Annotated in this window: 24 protein-coding genes; 21 read left to right on the plus strand and 3 right to left on the minus strand. The window is 32.4% G+C overall.

Features of this window, described 5'->3' with window-relative positions:
• Nucleotides 1-11 precede the first annotated feature (11 nt).
• Complete coding sequence (locus tag bsdE14_RS10505) at nucleotides 12-1688, minus strand: SulP family inorganic anion transporter (RefSeq protein WP_264849876.1); 1677 nt, start codon at nucleotides 1686-1688, stop codon at nucleotides 12-14.
• Between the two features lie 238 nt (nucleotides 1689-1926).
• Here bsdE14_RS10505 and bsdE14_RS10510 point away from each other — a divergent pair, with 238 nt between their 5' ends.
• Both bsdE14_RS10510 and bsdE14_RS10515 read left to right on the plus strand, forming a co-directional pair.
• Nucleotides 1927-2946 (plus strand): MarR family transcriptional regulator, encoded by a 1020-nt coding sequence (locus bsdE14_RS10510; protein ID WP_264849877.1) that lies wholly within the window; start codon nucleotides 1927-1929, stop codon nucleotides 2944-2946.
• 78 nt (nucleotides 2947-3024) lie between these two features.
• Nucleotides 3025-3666, plus strand: coding sequence for a histidine phosphatase family protein (locus bsdE14_RS10515; protein WP_264849879.1), 642 nt, complete (start codon nucleotides 3025-3027; stop codon nucleotides 3664-3666).
• A 177-nt stretch (nucleotides 3667-3843) separates the two neighbouring features.
• Here the strand turns inward: bsdE14_RS10515 and bsdE14_RS10520 are convergent, their stop codons facing one another.
• Complete coding sequence (locus bsdE14_RS10520; RefSeq protein ID WP_264849880.1) at nucleotides 3844-3945, minus strand: putative holin-like toxin; 102 nt, start codon at nucleotides 3943-3945, stop codon at nucleotides 3844-3846.
• 642 nt (nucleotides 3946-4587) lie between these two features.
• Here bsdE14_RS10520 and bsdE14_RS10525 point away from each other — a divergent pair.
• From bsdE14_RS10525 to bsdE14_RS10600, 16 genes are all read left to right on the plus strand, one after another.
• Nucleotides 4588-5052 carry a DUF4288 domain-containing protein gene (locus bsdE14_RS10525; RefSeq protein WP_264849882.1) on the plus strand — a complete coding sequence of 155 codons (465 nt, stop codon included), beginning with the start codon at nucleotides 4588-4590 and terminating at the stop codon, nucleotides 5050-5052.
• A gap of 304 nt (nucleotides 5053-5356) precedes the next feature.
• Nucleotides 5357-5596, plus strand: coding sequence for a hypothetical protein (locus tag bsdE14_RS10530; protein WP_264849883.1), 240 nt, complete (start codon nucleotides 5357-5359; stop codon nucleotides 5594-5596).
• 84 nt (nucleotides 5597-5680) lie between these two features.
• Entirely contained in the window at nucleotides 5681-5992 is a 312-nt protein-coding gene (locus tag bsdE14_RS10535; protein WP_264849884.1) for a hypothetical protein, read from the plus strand.
• Nucleotides 5993-6282: 290 nt separating this feature from the next.
• The gene (locus tag bsdE14_RS10540) at nucleotides 6283-6684 is read left to right on the plus strand and encodes a hypothetical protein (protein ID WP_264849886.1); all 402 of its coding nucleotides are present in this window, start codon (nucleotides 6283-6285) and stop codon (nucleotides 6682-6684) included.
• A 219-nt stretch (nucleotides 6685-6903) separates the two neighbouring features.
• Nucleotides 6904-7287 (plus strand): hypothetical protein, encoded by a 384-nt coding sequence (locus bsdE14_RS10545; protein WP_264849887.1) that lies wholly within the window; start codon nucleotides 6904-6906, stop codon nucleotides 7285-7287.
• A gap of 11 nt (nucleotides 7288-7298) precedes the next feature.
• Complete coding sequence (locus tag bsdE14_RS10550; protein ID WP_264852257.1) at nucleotides 7299-7772, plus strand: CbrC family protein; 474 nt, start codon at nucleotides 7299-7301, stop codon at nucleotides 7770-7772.
• A gap of 257 nt (nucleotides 7773-8029) precedes the next feature.
• Nucleotides 8030-8587, plus strand: coding sequence for an NUDIX hydrolase (locus bsdE14_RS10555; protein WP_264849888.1), 558 nt, complete (start codon nucleotides 8030-8032; stop codon nucleotides 8585-8587).
• Nucleotides 8588-8828: 241 nt separating this feature from the next.
• Nucleotides 8829-9629, plus strand: a complete 801-nt coding sequence (locus bsdE14_RS10560) for a sugar phosphate isomerase/epimerase family protein (RefSeq protein ID WP_264849889.1) — start codon at nucleotides 8829-8831, stop codon at nucleotides 9627-9629.
• Between the two features lie 2 nt (nucleotides 9630-9631).
• The gene (locus bsdE14_RS10565) at nucleotides 9632-10315 is read left to right on the plus strand and encodes an HAD family hydrolase (RefSeq protein WP_264849890.1); all 684 of its coding nucleotides are present in this window, start codon (nucleotides 9632-9634) and stop codon (nucleotides 10313-10315) included.
• Nucleotides 10316-10597: 282 nt separating this feature from the next.
• Nucleotides 10598-11476, plus strand: coding sequence for a GNAT family N-acetyltransferase (locus bsdE14_RS10570; RefSeq protein WP_264849891.1), 879 nt, complete (start codon nucleotides 10598-10600; stop codon nucleotides 11474-11476).
• Nucleotides 11477-11669: 193 nt separating this feature from the next.
• Entirely contained in the window at nucleotides 11670-12461 is a 792-nt protein-coding gene (locus bsdE14_RS10575; protein WP_264849892.1) for a CPBP family intramembrane glutamic endopeptidase, read from the plus strand.
• A gap of 44 nt (nucleotides 12462-12505) precedes the next feature.
• A complete protein-coding gene (locus bsdE14_RS10580) occupies nucleotides 12506-13027 on the plus strand; it encodes an AAA family ATPase (protein WP_264849894.1) in 522 nt (173 codons plus the stop codon).
• A 124-nt stretch (nucleotides 13028-13151) separates the two neighbouring features.
• Nucleotides 13152-13634 (plus strand): hypothetical protein, encoded by a 483-nt coding sequence (locus bsdE14_RS10585; protein ID WP_264849896.1) that lies wholly within the window; start codon nucleotides 13152-13154, stop codon nucleotides 13632-13634.
• A gap of 221 nt (nucleotides 13635-13855) precedes the next feature.
• Nucleotides 13856-14449, plus strand: a complete 594-nt coding sequence (locus tag bsdE14_RS10590; protein ID WP_264849897.1) for a dienelactone hydrolase family protein — start codon at nucleotides 13856-13858, stop codon at nucleotides 14447-14449.
• Nucleotides 14450-14602: 153 nt separating this feature from the next.
• A complete protein-coding gene (locus bsdE14_RS10595) occupies nucleotides 14603-15067 on the plus strand; it encodes a GyrI-like domain-containing protein (RefSeq protein WP_264849898.1) in 465 nt (154 codons plus the stop codon).
• Nucleotides 15068-15134: 67 nt separating this feature from the next.
• Nucleotides 15135-15638: a hypothetical protein gene (locus bsdE14_RS10600; RefSeq protein ID WP_264849899.1), complete on the plus strand. Its 504-nt coding sequence runs from the start codon at nucleotides 15135-15137 to the stop codon at nucleotides 15636-15638.
• A 96-nt stretch (nucleotides 15639-15734) separates the two neighbouring features.
• Here the strand turns inward: bsdE14_RS10600 and bsdE14_RS10605 are convergent, their stop codons facing one another.
• On the minus strand, nucleotides 15735-15947 hold the full coding sequence (locus bsdE14_RS10605) for a hypothetical protein (RefSeq protein ID WP_264849900.1): 213 nt from the start codon (nucleotides 15945-15947) through the stop codon (nucleotides 15735-15737).
• A 175-nt stretch (nucleotides 15948-16122) separates the two neighbouring features.
• Between bsdE14_RS10605 and bsdE14_RS10610 the strand changes: the two genes are divergently transcribed.
• From bsdE14_RS10610 to bsdE14_RS10620, 3 genes are read left to right on the plus strand one after another with little or no spacing between them, the layout of a single operon-like run.
• Nucleotides 16123-17964 (plus strand): MutS family DNA mismatch repair protein, encoded by a 1842-nt coding sequence (locus bsdE14_RS10610; protein WP_264849901.1) that lies wholly within the window; start codon nucleotides 16123-16125, stop codon nucleotides 17962-17964.
• Between the two features lie 48 nt (nucleotides 17965-18012).
• Nucleotides 18013-19053 carry a M42 family metallopeptidase gene (locus bsdE14_RS10615; protein ID WP_264849902.1) on the plus strand — a complete coding sequence of 347 codons (1041 nt, stop codon included), beginning with the start codon at nucleotides 18013-18015 and terminating at the stop codon, nucleotides 19051-19053.
• Nucleotides 19044-20045, plus strand: a complete 1002-nt coding sequence (locus tag bsdE14_RS10620) for a M42 family metallopeptidase (RefSeq protein ID WP_264849903.1) — start codon at nucleotides 19044-19046, stop codon at nucleotides 20043-20045. Before bsdE14_RS10615 ends, bsdE14_RS10620 begins: the two co-directional genes overlap by 10 nt.
• Nucleotides 20046-20058 lie beyond the last annotated feature (13 nt).

Here is a 20058-nt window from a genome sequence, read left to right on the forward strand (position 1 = left end):
ATAATAAATATTTAGCCTACTTCTTCAAGCGCTTCATCAGTATCAACATGCTCAAGAATATAATTGGCTCTCTTTATAGACTTGTTTATAGTTCTACATATATTTTCTTTTCCAATAATGTCGATAAAACCATATTTTTTAAGCATATTATAAGGTTGATCTGGAAGACCCATTAAAATTAGTTTTGTATTACGCTTCTTACATAAATCATACAGTGTTTCCAATGAATGAAACGCAGTTGCATCCATAGCAGGAACATTATTCATCTTTATTATAAGAACTTTAACAGAAAAATTCATTTCTCTCATAACATTTACAAACTTATCTGCAGCACCAAAGAAGAAAGGACCACTAATTTCATAGAGAGATATATGTTCAGGAGTTTTTATTTCTGCTAGGAATTCATTTGCATCTACGTCCTCGTTACTGTCTAAAATATATTTAACCTCTGCAACATCAGACATTCTCTTCATAAACAAGAAGGAAGCAAGCACAATACCTACGCCGATAGCAGTTACAAGGTCGAAGAAAATGGTTAGAGAAAAGGTAACTAGAAAAACTACAGCATCACTTTTAGGTGCTCTGCGTAATCTTCCGAAGACCTCCCACTCGCCCATGTTGTAGGAAACCATTATTAGTATTGCAGCCAAGGTTGTCATAGGTACAAGCTTCATATAAGGTAAAAATATAATCATTATAAATAGAAGCACTACAGAATGAACTATTCCTGCTACAGGAGTTCTACCACCATTTTTTATGTTGGCAGCTGTTCTTGCTATTGCACCTGTGACTGGAATGCCTCCGAAAAGTGCAGAGCAAATATTCGCTGCACCTTGAGCAACAAGTTCCATATTAGAACGGTGTTTGCCTCCTACCATTCCATCTGCAACTACTGCGGAAAGTAAGGACTCTACAGCAGCCAGTACAGCAATGGTTATTCCAGGAAATATAAGGCTTCTAATCATATTCATGTCCATATTAGGTACAGTCAATTTAGGAAGAGAGCCTGAAATACTTCCAAATCTACTTCCAATAGTATCAATTGGAAGCTTGAAAACTGAAGTTATAACTGTTGCTGCAATTATTGCAATTAGAGTTCCAGGGATTTTTTTATTAACCTTAGGCCAAAGAAGTATTATGCCAAGGGAAAATAAGCCCACCATAAGATTTGTATAATTGATAGTATTCATGTGATTAAAATATGAAATCCATTTTGGTAAAAATTCTGAAGGTACTTTGCTGATTTTTAGACCAAAGAAGTCAGTAATTTGAGTTGAAAAGATTGTTATAGCTATACCTGAGGTAAAGCCTGAAGTTATAGGGTACGGTATATATTTTATCATGCTCCCTATTTTTAAAAGTCCCATGATAATTAGGAAGATACCTGCAATTAGAGTTGCTATGATAAGTCCTTGAAGACCGTGAGCTTCAATTATGCCAAACACTATTATTATAAATGCTCCGGTTGGTCCCCCAATTTGAACTCTGCTTCCCCCAAGAAAGGATATTATGAAACCTCCTATCACAGCGGTATGAAGGCCCTTTTCAGGTGAAACTCCTGAGGCGATTGCTAGAGCTATTGACAGCGGAAAGGCAATTATAGCTACAATAATTCCTGCAGCTATGTCCTTAAAAAATTGCTCTTTTGAGTAGTTTTTTAGACAGGTAAACAGTTTTGGAACGAACAAAGTAGATTCCTCCTTATATAAAAATCTATTAACATTTAGTATTCGAATATTAGTTCTTAAAAATAATAACACAAATTACGACATTTTACAACGGTTTGGTAAAAGTTAATTTCTTAACATAGGAAGCACATAATATAGCAACTTAAGGGAGAATGTGACATAATATGCCTATTTGTTTGATTTTTATCAATCTATTGTGTTAAAATTAGGATATTATTTGATGATGAGGGGAAAGAATATGAGAACAAGAGAAAGATCATGGAAAATATATGCTTTATATAATCTTGCTAGATATGTTTTTTTAAAGCTTGATAGTGAATATTGCAATAAAATAGAAAAGTCAGGAATTACCCTTCCTCAGCTTAGAATACTATGGATTACAAAATGCTTTCCGGGTATATCTCTAGGTGAAATAGCAAAAATAGGGTGCTGGTCTTCTCCTACAGTTACAAAAATGCTGAAAACTCTTATGGCTAAAGGATTAATAGTGGAAGAAATCCATGATGATAAGAGACTTTATAAATTAATTGTAACAGAAGAAGGAAATAGGTTTATTAACTTAAATAAGATGAAAAAGGGAGATGAATTTCTTCTTTTCAAAATAGCACATAAGATTTCCAAAGAAGATATAGATAGACTAGTAAATTATTTTGAAAAAATTTTCATATGTGATAATAATAAAATATTATTATCCTACATTCAGCTTGTAAATATGGATGAGCTAAATATTGACTATGAGGGTTTTGATATAGAAGAAAAAGAAAATATTAAAAAGATTGTAAAGTTTTATAATCTTTTAAGAGCGTTTATATTAGATATAGAGGGCGAACATAGACAATACCTTATGAAGCTGGACTTAACTTATCCTCAATCTAGAGCGCTTTGGATAATTAAAGCATTTCCTGGACTTACATCTATACAGCTCAGTGAGATTGGATTTTGGTCTCCATCTACAGCTAATGTAATAGTTAAGAATCTGTATTCAAAGGAATTTATCTATAAAGAAAAGTCTGTCTTAAAGAATTCACTTTATCTTTATATAACAGAAAAAGGTGAAGATATTATCTTAAGGGACTTTGAGGAAGATATAAAGAGCTTGTCAATAGCTAAAAAAGTAGATAGGCAGCCTTTTAATGATTTAGAAGGAATTAATATTATACTTGATAAAGTTAATAAGGTAATCGGAAATGAAAAAGTAGAAGCGTACGTAAGGACAACATTTTCAGTTATTGAAAATAGATTCTATTATAATGAGTAATACAAATTTGGGAGAATAATAAGTATGTAAAATTGAATGCTATTTGTATATATGTAGTGATTGGAGGCAACTTACAGTATGAGATTATATTTAACTAGGCACGGACAAACTGAATGGAATCTTGAAAGAAGAATGCAGGGATGGAAGGACTCACCGCTGACTGAACTTGGAATTAGTAATGCCAAAGCACTAGGAAAGCATTTAAAGGATGTTAATTTTTCTGAAATTTATTCAAGCTCTGTACAAAGGGCTGTAAGAACTGCAGAACTTGTAAGAGGAGATAAAGACATTCCCATAATACTTGATGACAATTTAAGAGAGATAGGTGTAGGTGATTGGGAAGGCCAGGTAGTGGAAGATATTAAGCAAAACTATGCTGAAGAATATGGTAACTTTTGGAAAAAACCACATCTTTATAAGCGTGATAATGTTGAAACCTTTCATGATGTTCAAGAAAGAGCTGTTAAGGTTGTTAAAGAGATAGTTGAGAAGCATAAGGGTACTGATGATAATGTACTGATTGTTACTCATACAATAACGCTTAAGTCCATAATGGCTTATTTTGAAGGAAGAGATATTGAAAAATTGTGGGAACCGCCATATATATATGATACAAGTCTTAGTCTTGTTGAGATAACAGAGGAAGGTGCAAAAATCCTGCTTCATGGAGACGTTGCTCATTTAGAAGAGCTTGTGAAAATAAGTTATTTAGTGAAATAAAAAATTGTATATGTTTATTTTTTATAAAAATTTGATATAATATAAGTAAGAAATGCAGAAAATAAAAATAGGGTGTTCGAGCACCCTATAGTATACAATTCTAGTTGCTTAGGCAGCTGGTATCACTATTAAATTTAATACTTAAAAATAGTAGCTATCCATTTGCACACGGGGCTACTATTTTTTTGAGATTTTTTCTATAAGTAACACTATTAATGTTAATAGTGCTAATAAGAATAAACCACCTTGAAATAGTAATATCAAAACGTCGTTACTCATATGTATCACCTCCCTTCTAAAAGGGTTGAGTGACACAAGTAGCCCACAATCAACTATATTGTACTTTAAAATTATACCATATTTATGTAAAGTATATACAGAAGAACAAGTAGGAAAAACGTTATTTAAATGACAATCAAATTTGTGAATAAGTAATAAGTAATTTGTTATTTAGGTAAAAACTAATAGGTAAAAAGTAAGAGTTTATGAAAAAATTCAGCAAGGCTGAATTTTCACCACAACTATTACTTCTAAGCTCTAAGCTCTTACCTCTTACTTATCTATAAGTTTCAATTTGAAGAATTAGTGTAATATAATTTTATATTTAGCTTAGAGTATCTATAAACGCTTTAAATTCTTAATAGAATTAATGCGTTTTTTTAATGCTTTGAAATACTTTTGATTCAATATAATGGTGTAATTTAAATTATTTTACAGTATAATGAAAATAAAAGATGAGGTTAATATAATGATAACAGCTTGTACGAAATGTCGGTAATACCGTAGTTATATGATATTTTAAATCAAAAAATTATGTGTACGCACAACAGTTTATATTTAGGACAATCAACTAAAAATAAAAGTCGTAGATTTTACAATTTGGATACTTAATTTAGACACAATTAAAAGAGGGGATAGACAATGAAGAGTTATAGGAAGTCAAAATGGGAATGGTATAGTGTAAAACTAATATTTGAAAGTATTATTTCGGGCGAACCAGAGCCAGAGATAATAGATAGGAATTATACGAATATTTATAGAAATTTTGAGGAGTCGATTATAATTGTCAGGGCTCAATCATTTGATCATGCTTATAAAATAGCTGAAAAAAAGGCAAGCAGTATGGAAATGGAATACACCAATCCATATGGGGAAACAGTTAGCATGAAATTTGTTGAGGCTGTTCATTGCTATCTAATTGGTAATGAATCACTAGACTCTGGAACAGAGGTATACTGGCGACAATTAAGAGTTACTAAAGATATGGGTACAGAAGCTTTTCTTGATAGATACTATCCCGAAACAGTTGATGACAATAGCGATATTTTTTATAATGCTATTCTCCTTAATGGAAAATTTTCAAGGTCACTAAATTCAAAAGATTAAGGACAGTCTTCCGCTAGAGCTTTCGCTAGATTTAAAACATCATATAACAAAATGTTCAAGTCCGCCTTGCATAAGAAGACTGCAAGGCACACCCGCCAGCTAACCGAGCCGAAATTTTCAAAGACTAACATAAGAGCTATGTAAGCCTTTCAAAATTCCTGTAAAGCTGGCGGACGTCTTGAACAAGAAACGTTATCTGTAATTTTTGAAAAACAGAGTAATAGCTCAGAGGTTTTTAATATTATTTGTTGGACGCAATTATAGAATATGATGAGCTATAGATTATTAATTTTGGGAGATTAACATGGAACTAAAAGAACTAGAGGAATTAGTAGATACCGTGTATGGGATTGTTGGTGTACAGTATTTAGATAATTTTAAAGATATTATCGGTGGGTGTCATTGCTTCCCTGCTACTGAATGGTATGGAGGTATTTATTTTGCTTTTCAAAAGGTATTAAATGACGATGTAATCAATGATAAATATATAAAAAAACAAATGATTGGTGTCGTTAAGCATTTTTCTAAATGGCTTAATAAGTAAACGCATGATTTAGTTAGGTTTATTTTTTGTGACACAATGGTAGATATCGAAAATGTTAATATATTTTTTAATGAGGTATTTTATATGGATATAATATTTGAGAATTTGAAAAATTGGATAAAACGAAAAAGAGAGTTATGGAAAGAACACGGCTTGATTATAGACGAAATCCTTGAACCTACTTATGCTCACCAAATTCATATTAACCTTCATTCAGAAGATGGTTTTGGACATATCGGGTTATTTGAGAGTAATAACATTTATTGGGTAGAATTTGAGGCTGCAGCAAGAGAATTTGAGAACTTTTATAAGTATTTTGAATTTGATAGACTGCCAAGTTTTGATAATGTTGAACAGGAATATATATGGTTTATGACTAGCGAACAACACAAATAACATATTAAATAGTTCGCAACCTTCTTAAATTATGAGCCTATCGAAGACTGTTTAGACTAGTGGCATATAAAGTGTAGTTGCAAAAACTACAGATAACAAAAAATTTCCGTCCAGCTTGGCTTGAAAAGATAGCCAAGCTACACCTGCCAAACTAAGAAAAGAGCTTTCTAAGTTTCCTGGTGTCGGGAATTAGGAACGTTAAGCACAATGTCAATGGTAGTTCAGACCTTACTTTGGATAAAGATATTAGAAATACATTTAATATAGAGTGAGAGATACTGGGGGAAAAAATGATTTTTGAATTTGAAGCAGATGGTTTTGTTAGACGAGAAGAAAATGTAGATAAAGATACTATTGTTAATTTCATAAATCAAATGATACCAAATGGGAAATCATTTTGCATACTTACAGCAGATGATGAAAGTTATGTTCAATGTGCAGGTGCCAAAAGTAAGCTTACTATTGAGTATAGAAAATATACTTCTAAGAGCTTTAGTCATTATGTGTTATCAAGACAACCAATAGAAGATGAAAATATATCAGTTAGATATAGTGGAGGATATATAACCGTTAAAAAGAATGAGGCCTTAACAAGTAAGGATGCTGTATATATTTTTGAGAGATTTTTGAATACACAACATTTACCTGAAGAATATAATTTGAGAGAAACAACAAATATATTTTCAAATTAAGAAAATATAGATGTTCAAGTCTGCTTTGCATGGTAAGACTGTAAAGCACATCAGTCAGCTAACTGAGCCGGAATTTAGAAAACTAACATAAGAGCTATGTAAGCGTTTCTAAATTCCTGTAGAGCTGGCAAACGTCTTGAATAAGAATCATTAAGCGAAAGAAGTTGCGTAAAGAAAAGTTAAATATATACATTAGAGAAATAGGGAGAGTTAAGAGAGATGTGGTGTAATTGTTCTAACTATAAAGAATTAGAGTTAAACCGAGAAAGTATATCAGATCGAATAAAATGTACAAAACAGATTATAAGGAAGTTAAAACTAATTTCAAAGTCTTCTAATGAGTATAGGTTATATAGATGTGAAGTTTGTGGCCAACTTTGGCAAGGTAGTTTTGCTTGGAATTGGGGAAACAAAGAATATTTATTTAAGGTTCCAGATATAAGTATAGATAGTTGGATATTTGAGCCATATATGTCTCCAGATGAGATGTTAATCTATTCTGCTATAATGGAAGATTATTTTAATAAGAATAGCTTTGAAGCTTCAGAAAAAAAGTATATAGAAATGAATTTCCTGTATTTAAATATAATTCTGACCCTATAGGAAACAGAGTAATAGTTCAGAGAACAGCTAGATGTCCTGTCTGTAATGAAAAAACAGAATATGTATATGAGGGCCCATTTTATTCTATTGAAGAAGTTGAGAATATTTGTCCATGGTGTATTAAGAATGGAAATGCTGCTAAAAAGTATGATGGAGAGTTTCAAGATCCAGCATCTTGTGAAGAAGTAGATAAATCGAAATACCTTGACGAGTTAGTACATAGAACACCAGGATACATGGGATGGCAACAGGAAGTTTGGTTAAGTCATTGCGGTGATTTTTGCACATACATAGGAAACGTAGGATGGAAAGAAATAGAACATATGAATGATGAACTTGAAGATGATTTGAACGAAATTATGAAGAATTATAGATTAACTAAAGATGAGTTGAAAAAGTTTCTTGTGAACAATGGAAGCTTACAAGGGTACTTATTTAAATGCGTTGTATGTGGGAAATATAGAATCACATCGGATTGTGATTAAGAATATCACAAAATCCTTCGCTTAACAAAATATTCAAATTCGCTTTGTATGAAATGACTGCAAAGCATACCTGGGAGCCTAGAATAAGTGCTATCTAATGCTAAGGAATGGTCTTAAGTATGAAACGTTATGTGCAGTTTTGAATAAATAAAGTGGTACATCAAGGTATCATAAATTATTTATTTGATACATACTTGTAAACAAGGTCGAATTAATAAAATGTATCAAAATAAATGTTTTATTGAGAGGTTATTGATATGGAAGACTTTAAATGGACAATAATGAAATCTGAACATCTGGTTAAGGACAGATGGATCTCTTTACGTGCAGATACATGCAAAATGCCTAATGGTAAGATTGTTACTCCATATTATATATTGGAGTATCCGAGTTGGGTAAATGTGGTAGCCATAACCAAGCAAAAAGAGGTTGTTTTGGTACAACAATATCGCCACGGAAGTGAAAAAACACTATTAGAATTACCATCAGGTGGAATGGAGAAAACAGATAAATCTCCAGAGGAAGCTATTAGAAGAGAGTTGGCTGAGGAAACAGGCTATACTGGCTCTGAATTTATCCATACTTGCACCATATCTGCTAATCCAGCTAATCATAATAACCTTACCTATTGTTTTCTCGCGTTAGATGTTAAATTAACTAAGGATATTCATTTAGATGAAACGGAACAAATTAAGGTAGTACTAATGCCGTTAAATGAGGTAATTACAAATCTTAAGGAGAATAAGTTTTTACAAGCTTTGCACATTTCTTCATTATTTCATGCTTTGATGTATATGGGAATGATACAACTTTAATATGGAATATCTTTAGTTACGAAAATATTTTGAGTTGTTTAGAATAGACTTCATATAAGGGGTGGTGGCAAAGCTACATATAACATAATGTTTAAGTTTGCTTTGTATTAGGAAACTTCAAACCCATCTGCGAAGCTAAGTGCAATCGTTCTAGGCTTCTCGGCGTCTTAAACAAGGAAAGTTACCTGCAATTTAGCTTGCTTTACTGAAGTATAAAAGTTAATAGCTGGGAGGAGATATATTGAAAAAGAATATTTCAATTTCAACATGTTTTAATTATGATATACCGATTGAGGAACAACTTGATATTATAGCTAAGAGTGGATTTAAGTATATTTCTTTAGGTTCAAATACGAATCATTCAGGACTATTTGAAGACGTTAAGAAATTAAAGAGTTTATTAAAAAAGTATGATTTATCTATAGATACAATACATGGTTGTAGAACAGATATAGATGATAGCGTTAGAATGTTAAAAAAATTTGCTTGTGCAGCGAAGGAACTAGAAGTAAGTGCAATAGTAGTTCACCCATGTCAATTTTATATTGAAGACAATATGGTTGATGAAAAATTATTCAAGCTCCTTAATGTTTGTGATGACTTAAAACCTATTGCAAAAGAATATAATGTGAAATTTGCAATAGAAAATTTACATCCCAAAGCATCAACAGAAGTTGTGAAAAGAGCATTAAATAAATTAGACAGAGAAGTATTTGGGTTATGTTATGATTCTTCACATGACCAAGTTGATGGGCCGCGAGATTTCAATTTATTAGAGGAATTTGGAGATAGAGTAATTGCTGTGCATTTATCTGATAGGATAAAAGAATTTGTAGATCACGTAGTTCCTGGAGAAGGATTTATAGATTTTGAAATAATATGTAATCTATTGAAAAGAAAAGGATATAGTAATTCCATACTAATGGAAGTTTCAAAAGAGCATACAATATTCAAGGACGATATTAAGTTCTTAGAAGAAACATATCGTATGGGTTGTATAATATTTGATAAAGTTAATGCGAGAAGTAGCTGGCGGAGGTAAAAATGATTTTTTTCGATATTGATGGTACCTTGATAGATCACAAAAGAGCTGAATATTTAGGCGTATCGGGATTTTACTCAAAATATAAAGAGCATTTTGATATTGATAAAAATTTATTTTATGAAGAATGGTGTAAGATTTCAGACACTCATTTCCAAAAATTTTTGCATGGGGAAGTAACTTTTTCGCAACAACGCATCGATAGAATTAAGGACGTGTTTTCGCTGTCTGGTAAAAGCATTTCTGATGAAGAGGCAGGAGAAAAGTTTAAAGCTTATGTTAGTTTATATGAAAATAATTTATTGCCTTATGATGATGTTGCTCCTTGCCTAGAAATGATTAAACAACATAGAATAGGTATTATTAGCAATGGTGATTATAAGCAACAGATGATGAAACTAAGGAAAATATCAAATGATAATTTATTTGAAGTCGTCATAACTGCTGGAGAGGTTGGAGTTGCGAAGCCTAATGTTGATATATTTAAAATTGCATGCGAGAGAGCCAACGTTGATATTAAGGACTGTATCTATGTTGGTGATGATATCGAAAGCGATATGATTTCATGTACAAGAGCTGGAATGATGGGAGTGTGGATTAACAGAACAAAAGAGAGCAGAGAATTTATGGGGTTTAAAACTATTAAAGATTTAAGAGAATTAAAAAGTGCTTTAGAAAAGAGGTAAATATTTTTGCCTTGTAATATTATGGGTTAAATGTTATATTTATAATAAAGTAACAATGAATGGTGGTGCCGCAATGATTCAATAATCTGAACTTTTGACAATTATAACTTTTATAAGTCCTGTATATATAGGGCTTTAGTTGTTGTCGGTAATTTGGATTATTTCATTAAAGCTACTCTATTGTTATGTTTGCGGAAAGCTATGTCCCAATAGTGTTGTTTTGATTTTTTGTTCCATTTCCGATAACGGAATGGAATTTTTTATTTGGGAGGAAATAATTTTATGAACATTACAAATCGCAGGTATAAACTATTATCTGATTTTGAACGAGTACATTGCTTTTTAACTGATATATACAACCTTGAAACACTTAACAGCTATTTGTTACCGCAATATTTTGAGTATGACCATTCTACTCCATATTTTAATTTATTCAAAGCACATCGCATAGGATTATGGGAAGATAATAGTAATATTGTTGGTGCTGTTTGCTATGAATTTAGTTTAAGTAATTGCCATTTAGTCACAAATTCTAATTACAGTTTTTTACTACCACAATTGCTTGAATGGGCAGAAAAGGAATTATCTGAAACAAAAGATGGAAAGAAGATTCTCAAAGTATGGATTACAGATAAAGAAAAAGATAAGCAGAAACTATTGAAACAGAACGGATATGAAATGGACTACAGATTTCCTGTAAAAATTTTCAACTATGATAAATCATTTATAGATAGAAAGTTGCCATCAGGATTTACAATAATAAATGGTATTGGAGTGGATTACAAAAAAATGCACGATTGTTTTTGGAAAGGTTTTGATCATGGTGATACACCTGATGATGATTTGGATGGTAATATGCAAATGTGCAATGCTCCCCGTGCTGATATGTCACTTATGACGATTATCGTTGCGCCTGATGGTGAATATGCTTGTACACTTGGTATGTGGTTTGACGAGAAAAATAAGTATGCTTATCTTGAGCCATTGGCTACTGTACCCAAATATCGTCATATGGGTCTGGCGACAATAGCGCTCACTGAAGCTATGAAGAAGACAAAAGCACTTGGAGCAAAATATTGTTTTGGTGGTGACGGAGAATTTTATACTGCTATAGGCTTTGAAACGATCATGAATCGTGAATTATGGAAAAAGGAATGGTAAATTATTCTGTATCAATTCAGCTTGGACTGAAAAGATAGCCAAGCTACACCTGCGGCACTAAGCCAAGCCTGGCTAATTGTTGCAGGTGTTTGAAATTAGGAATGTTAACTGTAATTCTTAAGGAGAATTTAAAGATAATAACCTAAACGAAATTTATAGTATCTATATTTATTTAGATCAAAGGAGAGAAAATATGGGGGGAATTAATTTTTTAAAAGAATTGGGAGGCTCATTGCTAAGTTTTTGTATACTAGGTGTTGTAATATATTTTTTAACAAAAATATTAAAGGTAAAGTACTGTGGCTTTAAATTTTCAAATTCTAAAAAAAGTGCTTTATATGCCATAGCTGCAGTAACAATAAGTTGCTGCATGACTACTGGATTAATGATTTTACTTAAATCACAAAATGCATCAAAAGTAACATCAAACACTCAAAACTATAACCTAAGTAGTGTCATAAATATAGCAATTGTATGGTTAATTTTCTTATCACCTATCCTGATAGCAAAAAAAATCAGAAAGGAAACATGGGGGAGCACTGGCATCTCAAAACATAATTTAAAGGCTTCAATATTAATAGGAGCTATACTTGCAATAATTACTATATCAAGTGTTATTTTATTTAGTTCAAAGAGTTTAAGAGATATTGGACAGAAATTAACTTTAAGCTCTTTATGGGCGTTAGTTTACTATTCAGTTGTGGGATTCTGCGAAGAATTTATGTATAGGGGATATTTACAAACTCGTTTGATGGGATGGCTTGGAAGATGGAAAGGATGGATATTAACTTCAATAGTTATGGCATTAGTTCATATTCCTCAACGAATGGCATCAATGGGTCTATCGCCTAAAGATGCAATTATAAGTTCAGCATTGTTAATACCAATAAGTTTAATGATGGGTTATATATTAATTAAAACTGAAAACATAGCGGCATCTAGTATATATCATACATTTGCAGATTGGGTAAGCGTATTAATGTAAAATTTAGTATATGAAAGCAGACTACATGGGTAAGGAGGATGGCAATGGAGCCTACTAAAAGAAATAGATTATTTGTAATTACAGGAGCGAGTTGCATTGGTAAGTCTACTGCTAATGAAATTTTGTTTAAGAACGAAGAAGATTATATTGTGATGGAAAGTGATTTGCTTTGGTCAGATGTCTATAATACACCAGAAAATAACTATAGGGCGTATCGTGAATTATGGATGCGCGTATGTAGTAACATCTCTCAAATAGGTATGCCTGTAGTTCTATGTGGATGCGCAGTGCCTGAACAGTTTGAGGCATGCAATGCTAGGAAGTACTTCTCTGAAATAATCTATATTGCTGTCGTTGCTGAAAAAAATGAACTTATTAAACGTATGAAATATGGAAGAAATGTGACAGATGAAAATTGGATTAAGAGTTCAGAGCAATTTAATGAATGGTTAAAGAATAATGCTGCAAAAACAACTCCTAACATTATCTTGGTGGATAATACACATATGAGTCCAGAGGAGACTGCAAAGAGAATAGATGAAATAATTAGATTAAATATGGTGTAATGAACAATCTAATAAGTGAGGATATTTCTAGTAAATATTACTCTCAGGTCATAATGAAATCTAGACCTTTTTAAAATAGAGTTTTATCTAAACTGTATAATAAAATTATTGGGGTTGTGAGAATATGAGCTATGCTTGGGTAGGTTTTGAGAGAGAAATAAATCCAGAAATTATTATAGATATATTAAAGGAAAAGTTTAATTTATCAAATTGCTATGAATGTAATATTTCGCAATTGGAGAGGTTTTCCAATAAGCTAAATTTCGGTTGTGCCAGCAAAAATGTATCAGTAGTTTTATATGAAGTAACAAGGAATGAAAGTGAGTTTCCTGTTATTTGGGAGTTTATTTCGTTTCCTGATTTGCATTATGGGGTAAGGGTTGATTTAGTTATAGCATATTATTTATCATCGAGCCTTAATTGTAAAACAATAACCGATGGGACTGGCTTAGGAATTGATAGTAGTGAATACTGGGATGTTATTTTTGATAATGGAAAAGTATTTTTAGTTGATGACCTAAATACAAAATTTTATGGCGATGGAGATAATAGATTAAAGTTTGTTAAGGAATTGGATTTACAAGAATTAATAAAAAGCTATTACTAGCGAACAAAAGAGGCAATTCTTGTGGTGGATAATATAAATATAGAGTTTCTAAATTTGGCTTAGTTCATATTTCAATGGCTAAAGTCTTCGAAGAATCCAAAGTACATTCATAGGCCTAAGATAAGAGTTATCAAAGATTTATGAACTTTTTCAGTGCGATGACTCTAATCGTAATAACCTATCAGGGTATTCATTATGAATTAAAGAAAGGTTGATATAGTGTGAAAGAAACAAAAGATAGATCTAAAATCGCCATTGCACTAGTACATGAGATTTATGGAATTAATAATCATATTTTAAGTATGAGTAAGAAATTTGAAGATGAAGGTTATGATGTTTATTGTATTGATTTACTAAATAACAGAACGTTTGATTATGAAGAGGCAGATGAAGCATATTCATATTTTATGAATGAAGTTGGATTTGATAAAGCTAAGTCAAAAGTTCTAGATTGCATACATAGTATTTTTAATTATTATGAGAAGGTATATTTAATAGGTTATAGTGTTGGCGCAACGGTAGCATGGCTTTGTAGCGAAGAACAAGAGCTAATCAATGGAGTAGTAGGCTATTATGGATCAAGGATTAGAGATTATATAGCTATAGAACCTAAGGTTAAAACAGTGTTATTTTTTCCGTTAAGAGAAAAAGAATTTGATATAGATGCTTTAATACAAGTGTTAGAAGGAAAAGAGAAGGTTAGCGCATATAAATTTGAGGGATTACATGGCTTTGCGGATTCATACTCAAAATATTATAACAGTAAAGAAAAAGAGCTAAGTGAGAAAATATTAAATGAGTTTATTTGTGAGTAAAATTTCATGTAATAAGACAGATAACAATGCATGGGAGTTCGTGCTGGTGGGAGTGAAAACTTGGGGTAGTCCTGCATTATTAAGTAAAACAAATTAATAAATGGTTATTAAAATAGGCAATCCCAAAATATTTATTTAACAGGAGGATGAAGAATGGAAGTTCAAAGATGTACAAAGGAGTGCTTTTCGGTTATAGGGAAAGAAGGTTCCACAAATGACGGTAATGAATTTATTGAAAAGCTGTGGGCTGATGCTAATTCTCATTTTAACGAAGTGGCTGAATTAGCAAAAAAAGATGAAAAGGGTAATCTTCTTGGAATATGGGGAGCAATGTCTGATTTATCTCATTCCTTTAAACCCTGGGAGGATAATTTTACAAAAGGTCTTTATCTTGCAGGTGTTGAAGTAATAGATGATGCTGAAGCGCCAAAGGGTTGGGTGAAATGGACAATCCCATCCTATGAATATATTTATGTGAAGAACGAAAATGCTGCTACATTTGCTGATGTTATAAAATATTTAAGCGAGAATGATATACAGCTTGTAGGTGCTGTTCACGATTTTAATTGCCCTGAAACTGGACAAGGATATATGTTTTTCCCCATACGAAAACTATAAGAATAATCTTATGGATTGGGTTTAAGTATATATTATAAAATTATTTGTACATTTACGAGGAGGAGTAATGAAAAGAAAGTTACTTTTAATTGGAATAGGCATTGTATTAGCACTTATCTTTTTTAGTAATCCAATGAAGATTGCTATTATTAGAGTAAATGTACTAGTAAAAACTGATTTAAAGGAAATAAATACTGTAACACCATCAACAGTTGGAAGACCTTTATTTTTAGCTATTGGCACTAATAGAAAAGGGGAAAAGACAGCAGTATGGATGAACAAACAGAGCTTTTTTAGTTATGGTGTGGAAGGAAAAGCAAGTTTAGAAAATACCATAGAAAAAGATAAAGCGATATCTATTATAAAAGAAAATAATCTATTGAACAATTTTCAATCTATTGAGCTTCAATACTGTATGAAAAACTCTTATTTAAGAGAGGGTGCTTATTGGTACTCTGGTGATTTTTCTGGGGATAATCATAATTATAGAATTGTGTATATTGATATAGTTAATGGAAAGTATATTGTTTTAGATGATTTTGGGAAAGTGATTATTGATACAATTAAATGATTTATCTAATATTTAAGTTATTAGATGATTAAAATACAGGGTGCTGTAAAACATTTGAAAAAGTTTTTCATCACCCTATTAATTTATATTTTTAAATTACCTATCAGGCTTTAAATCAACAGTTTGAGTAGGTCTTTCTACATTTTTAGGAGCATCAAAATGAATAAATAAATCCTTGCTGTCTGTACCAACTAAATCAGAGCTGATGGTTAAATTGGATGATTCAGAGGTTCCTAAAGAGCCTGTAGTTGTTGGAGTTGATAATAGTTTATCTGAATCTATTGTAGTTTTATTTGTATTTTTCTTCATAGCTACCTCCTAGTAAAAGTTTTACTTATAGTATTCCAAAGAAACGCAAAATATATTAAAAGTATATTTATTATTAGCATTGGAGTTTTCCATCTTAATAGAAAATTCAAACTTACATATATTGTAATATAACTAGTGTTAGACTAAAATATAAATAGTTGACTATAGAAAACCTATGAAAGGGGAAGACATATTGAGAAGTGCGAGAGAAGAGTATGAAAGAAGACTCAAGGCCTATACAAGACTGCTTGGTAAGCAAACTAAGAGAGTAAACACTACCAGTATTTTAAGATTAGCTGTTTTTGTAATAGGTATTGCAATTACTGGGATACTTATATATCTTAAATATCCTTATTTAAGTATAAGCAGCCTTTTGGTAACTATGATAGTGTTTACCTTGCTAGTTGTACAGCATAGAAAATTTAAGGATAACAAGAAGTATACTGAGACTCTAATAAAAATAAATGAAACTTCTATAAAGAGGACTGAAGGACAGTGGAAGGAATTTAAGGACAGTGGTGAGGAGTTTCAAGATGAAGAGCACAATTTTTCTGGAGATTTAGATATCTTTGGAAGAGGATCCTTGTTTCAATGGATTAATTCGGCTGTAACTCACCTAGGCAGAATAAGCTTAAAGGATAGACTTACAGTTTTTAATGACAGCATTGAGGAAAAATATAAAATTCAGGAGGCTGTTAAAGAACTTGGCAGTACTTTAGGTTTTAGACAAAAGTATATGGCTGAAGCTCTTATGAATAAGGACAATATGAATAATCCTGAAGTGCTTTTTAAATGGGCTGGAGAAAAACATGAGCGGTATAAAAAAACTTGGCTTAGTATTGCCACTAAAATAATGCCGCTGCTGCCTATTGGAGCACTGCTGGCTTTGCTTTTAGTACCAGGTTTTACGTATAAGGTGCTTCTTTTAGCTATTTTAATAAATATTTTGTTTCTCTTTCCAACTAATGTGGAAAGGCAAAATGTATTAAGTGAGGTAGCTGAATATAAGAAGAGCTTAGAAAGCTATTACAAGATGGTAAGACTTATAGAAAATAAGAATTTTAAATCTGAATATTTAAATGAGCTTAAGAAGAAGCTTACTGATAGCAATGGGGTAAAAGCATCAAAGCAATTAGAGGAGCTTCAGGAAATTATTTCTTTAATATCAGATAGATCCAATATGTTTTATATAATTATAAATATTATTTTTGTGCTGGATTATCGGATTATGATAAGACTTGAAAATTGGAAAGAGAACAGTGGAAAGCATTTAGAGACTTGGATTAGAACTATAGGTGAGTTTGAAGCTCTATCAAGTATTTCGGTTATTAGCTATGAAAATCCAAAGTGGGTAATGCCGGAATTTCTAAAGGATATAGATAAAATATCAGCAAAGGGAATGGGACATCCACTTCTGGGTGAAAAGAGAGTCTGCAATAACTTTATTATGGAGATGCCAGCTAAGGTTCTGCTAATTACAGGTTCAAATATGTCTGGAAAGAGTACACTGCTTAGAACCATAGGCATAAATCTAGTACTTTCTTATGCAGGAGCTCCAGTATGCGCTGAAAGCTTTAAGTGCCCAATAATGAAAATATATACTTGTATGAGGGTTAGTGACAACCTGGAAAAGAATATCTCCTCCTTCTATGCTGAACTTATACGCATAAGAAATATTGTTGATGCTTCCAAGAGCGATGATAAGATATTCTTCCTTCTAGATGAAATATTCAAAGGTACAAATTCCATGGATAGGCATGAAGGTGCAAGAGTGCTGATTACTCAGCTTAGCAGAGCAGGAGCTATGGGACTTGTATCCACCCATGACCTTGAACTTGGAACTTTAGAGAATGAGAGTGGTGGAAGAATCAAGAATTATCACTTTAGAGAGTACTATGAGGATGACAAGATTAAGTTTGATTATAAATTAAGACCAGGAGTGTCTACTACTAGAAATGCGCTGTACCTTATTAAGCTGGCAGGTATTGAAGTAGAAGATAATAAAAAAGGATATTAATATCTATTAGAGAATATTAAGGTAATAAGGTTTTTAGGAGATGATTTTGTGGAGGAACGTGAGTTACTTAAAAGATTATGTTTAGCTAATGGACCCAGCGGCAGAGAGCACTGGGTCTATCCTGTGATTAAAGAAGCTTTTGAGCCCTTTGGAGAAGTAACCTTAAATAAAATGAATAATGTATATGTACATAAAAAGGGAAGGGGAAAAGGCAGTATAATGCTTATGGCCCATTCAGATGAAGTTTTTTTAATGATTACCGAAATAAGTGAAAACGGCTTTTTAAAATTTAAGGGCTGTGGTATTGATGTAAAGACACTTATTTCTCAAGAGGTGATAGTTCACGGAAAAGAAGAAGTTCTAGGCATTATAGGTATAAAGCCACCTCATCTTATGAATGATGAAGAGAGAAGTAAAGCTGTAACTGCAGAAGGATTATTAATAGACACAGGCTATTCTAAAGAAAAGCTAGAAAAAATAGTTAGTGTTGGAGATTTTGTTACTTTAAAAAGAGACTTTTATGAGCTTTTAAATAACAACGTAACCTGCAAGGCAATTGATGATAGGTCTGGAATTGTTGCAATGTATACCTGTGCTAAGGAACTAGAAAATGTGAACCATGATATGGATGTTTACTTTGTTGCTTCCTGTCAGGAGGAAGTAGGTCATAGGGGAGCTAAGATGTCAAGCTATGAGCTCAATCCTACCTTTGGTATAGCTATTGATGTTACCTTTGACAGTGGTGCTCTTGGAGATACAGATAGGGAAAATAAGCTTGGAGGCGGCCCGGTAATCTGTGTGGGACCTAATGTTCACCCTAAGCTTAGAAAAAAGCTGGTTGAAGCTGCTAAGGAATATAACATACCATACCAAGTAGAAGTAGAGCCAGGAAATACAGGCACAGATGCTTGGGATATACAGATAACTAGAGAGGGTATTCCTACACTGTTAATTTCTATTCCTATAAAATACATGCATACCTCTGTGGAAATGATCAATATGGAGGATATTAAAAATACAGGAAGAATAGTTGCCAAGCTTATAGAAAAGCTAAAGGGTGATGAAGTGGAGGAACTGTTATGCTATTAGAAAAATTATGTAGTGCTTCAGGTCCTTCTGGGTTTGAAGGGGACGTTAGAAACATAATTAAAGAAGAGATAAAACCATATATAGATGAAATAAAGGTAGATAGAATGGGCAATATAATTGCTCATAAAAAAGGCAATGGGCCTAAGGTTATAGTAGATGCCCATATGGATGAAGTTGGCTTTGTTATTACAGGCTATAATGAGGATGGAACTCTTAAATTCTACTCTCTTGGGGGAATAAATAATAAGGTTATCCCAAGCAAGGTGGTTTTAGTTGGTGAAAATAAGCTGCCTGGAGTTATAGGAGTAAAGCCTATACATCTTCAAAGTTCAGATGATAGAAAGAAGAACTTTTCCTATGATGATTGCTGCATTGATATAGGTTCAAATTCAAAGGAAGAAACCAAAGCACTTGTAGAGCTTGGAGATTTTGCAGTATTCCCTACTGAATTCAGCGAATTTGGAGAGGGGCTTTTAAAGGGTAAGGCTTTTGACGATAGAATGGGCTGCGCAGTTCTCATAGAACTATTAAAGGAAAACTATGACTGTGACTTGTATGCAGTGTTTAATGTTCAAGAAGAGGTTGGAGAAAGAGGTGCTTTTACAGCTGCTTATGGGGTTAAACCTGATATTGGAATAGCTCTAGAGGGAACTATCTGTGCTGACATGCCAAATATTCCAAAGCATATGAGAGCTACTGAAATAGGAAAAGGACCTGCTGTATCTATAATGGATAACACTAGTATATTTACAGAGGAGATTTCCAAGGCAATAATTAAGGTTGCTGAGGAGAAGGACATTCCTTATCAGCTAAGAAGAGCAATAGCTGGTGGAAATGACGCTGGCGCAATTCATATGTCTGGAGAAGGAGCAAAGGTAGCAACTGTGTCAGTACCTTGCAGATATATTCATTCTTCAGTTTCGGTGGCAAGTAAAAGTGATTATGAGAATACAGTAAAGCTTATGGTTGAATTTTTAAAAACAATAAAATAAGCGAATTTTAAAT

The organism is Clostridium omnivorum, from assembly GCF_026012015.1.
Lineage (GTDB): Bacteria > Bacillota > Clostridia > Clostridiales > Clostridiaceae > Clostridium_AX > Clostridium_AX omnivorum.

What these genes read in the sequence shown, in the direction of transcription:
- bsdE14_RS10605 (WP_264849900.1), bottom strand. Translation starts at nt 15,947, where the DNA reads ATGAAGAAAAATACAAATAAAACTACAATAGATTCAGATAAACTATTA.
- bsdE14_RS10580 (WP_264849894.1), top strand. Translation starts at nt 12,506, where the DNA reads ATGGAGCCTACTAAAAGAAATAGATTATTTGTAATTACAGGAGCGAGT.
- bsdE14_RS10545 (WP_264849887.1), top strand. Translation starts at nt 6,904, where the DNA reads ATGTGGTGTAATTGTTCTAACTATAAAGAATTAGAGTTAAACCGAGAA.
- bsdE14_RS10515 (WP_264849879.1), top strand. Translation starts at nt 3,025, where the DNA reads ATGAGATTATATTTAACTAGGCACGGACAAACTGAATGGAATCTTGAA.
- bsdE14_RS10585 (WP_264849896.1), top strand. Translation starts at nt 13,152, where the DNA reads ATGAGCTATGCTTGGGTAGGTTTTGAGAGAGAAATAAATCCAGAAATT.
- bsdE14_RS10570 (WP_264849891.1), top strand. Translation starts at nt 10,598, where the DNA reads ATGAACATTACAAATCGCAGGTATAAACTATTATCTGATTTTGAACGA.
- bsdE14_RS10600 (WP_264849899.1), top strand. Translation starts at nt 15,135, where the DNA reads ATGAAAAGAAAGTTACTTTTAATTGGAATAGGCATTGTATTAGCACTT.
- bsdE14_RS10510 (WP_264849877.1), top strand. Translation starts at nt 1,927, where the DNA reads ATGAGAACAAGAGAAAGATCATGGAAAATATATGCTTTATATAATCTT.
- bsdE14_RS10525 (WP_264849882.1), top strand. Translation starts at nt 4,588, where the DNA reads ATGAAGAGTTATAGGAAGTCAAAATGGGAATGGTATAGTGTAAAACTA.
- bsdE14_RS10555 (WP_264849888.1), top strand. Translation starts at nt 8,030, where the DNA reads ATGGAAGACTTTAAATGGACAATAATGAAATCTGAACATCTGGTTAAG.
- bsdE14_RS10520 (WP_264849880.1), bottom strand. Translation starts at nt 3,945, where the DNA reads ATGAGTAACGACGTTTTGATATTACTATTTCAAGGTGGTTTATTCTTA.
- bsdE14_RS10540 (WP_264849886.1), top strand. Translation starts at nt 6,283, where the DNA reads ATGATTTTTGAATTTGAAGCAGATGGTTTTGTTAGACGAGAAGAAAAT.
- bsdE14_RS10530 (WP_264849883.1), top strand. Translation starts at nt 5,357, where the DNA reads ATGGAACTAAAAGAACTAGAGGAATTAGTAGATACCGTGTATGGGATT.
- bsdE14_RS10610 (WP_264849901.1), top strand. Translation starts at nt 16,123, where the DNA reads ATGAAAGGGGAAGACATATTGAGAAGTGCGAGAGAAGAGTATGAAAGA.
- bsdE14_RS10575 (WP_264849892.1), top strand. Translation starts at nt 11,670, where the DNA reads ATGGGGGGAATTAATTTTTTAAAAGAATTGGGAGGCTCATTGCTAAGT.
- bsdE14_RS10595 (WP_264849898.1), top strand. Translation starts at nt 14,603, where the DNA reads ATGGAAGTTCAAAGATGTACAAAGGAGTGCTTTTCGGTTATAGGGAAA.
- bsdE14_RS10565 (WP_264849890.1), top strand. Translation starts at nt 9,632, where the DNA reads ATGATTTTTTTCGATATTGATGGTACCTTGATAGATCACAAAAGAGCT.
- bsdE14_RS10620 (WP_264849903.1), top strand. Translation starts at nt 19,044, where the DNA reads ATGCTATTAGAAAAATTATGTAGTGCTTCAGGTCCTTCTGGGTTTGAA.
- bsdE14_RS10535 (WP_264849884.1), top strand. Translation starts at nt 5,681, where the DNA reads ATGGATATAATATTTGAGAATTTGAAAAATTGGATAAAACGAAAAAGA.